This window comes from Paracoccus versutus, from assembly GCF_000763885.1.
GTDB classification, from domain to species: domain Bacteria; phylum Pseudomonadota; class Alphaproteobacteria; order Rhodobacterales; family Rhodobacteraceae; genus Paracoccus; species Paracoccus versutus.
The window spans coordinates 1-1,008 of the sequence record NZ_JRKO01000167.1 but is presented as its reverse complement, the minus strand read 5'-3'; the positions used below and the strand labels follow the sequence as shown (position 1 = coordinate 1,008).

Annotated in this window: 1 protein-coding gene; it reads right to left on the bottom strand. The window is 68.8% G+C overall.

Annotation, left to right across the window (positions count from 1 at the left end; all coding sequences use genetic code 11):
- Positions 1 to 918, bottom strand: a 918-nt coding sequence (locus IT40_RS26470) for an aldehyde dehydrogenase family protein (protein WP_036761515.1), incomplete at its 3' end; no start/stop codon positions are given.
- Positions 919 to 1,008 lie beyond the last annotated feature (90 nt).

Here is a 1,008-nt window from a genome sequence, read left to right as displayed (position 1 = left end):
GGCGGCCGAGCAGTTCTGCCCCATGTTCCAGAACGCGCCGTTCACCACATGCGCCGCCACCGCGTCCAGGTCCTCGGCATCGTCCAGCACGATGCAGGGGTTCTTGCCGCCCAGCTCCAGCACCACCTCCTTGAGGTTGCTGTCGGCCGAATAGTTCAGGAACCGCCGACCCGTCGCGGTCGAGCCGGTGAAGCTGACCATGTCCACGTCCGCGTGCCGGCCCAAGGGCTCGCCCACCTCGCGGCCCGAGCCGGTGACGATGTTCAAAACCCCCGCCGGCAGCCCGGCCTCGGCCGCCAGTTCCGCCACCCGCAGCGCGGTCAGCGTCGTCTCGCCCGCGGGCTTCATCACCACCGAGCAGCCGGCGGCCAGCGCCGGGCCGATCTTCCAGGCCAGCATCAGCAGCGGGAAGTTCCAGGGCAGCACCAGCCCGACCACGCCCACGGGTTCCCGCACCACCATGGCGATATGGTTGTCCGAGGCCGGCGAGACCTGGTCGTAGATCTTGTCGATCAGTTCCGCGTGCCACTTGATGACATGGATGGTCTCCGGCACGTCGACGGTTTCGCAGTCGAAGATGGTCTTGCCGGCATCGAGGCTTTCCAGCACCGCCAGCTCGCGGGCATTTTCCTCCATCAGCGCGGCGAGGCGCAGGAGGGTTTCCTTGCGCTCGCCGGGATGCAGGCGCGACCAGCGCCCGTCCTCGAAGGCGGCGCGGGCGGCGGCCACGGCCAGGTCCACGTCCTGCGCGTCGCAGGCGGCGATCTCGGCCAGCGCCTCGCCCGTCGCCGGGTTGGTGGTGGCGAAGATCCTGCCCGACAGCGCCGGACGGAAGGCGCCGTCGATGAAGGCCTGCGTGGGGAAAGACAGCCCGGCGGCAATGGCCCTGTAATCCTCGGTGCTCAGCAGATCGGTCATCTCACTTCCCTTCCACGATGGCCTGGACGGCGGTCTTCAGCGTGGCGATGACGCCTTCCAGCTCGGCCTTTTCGCCGTCGTTCAGCCCCT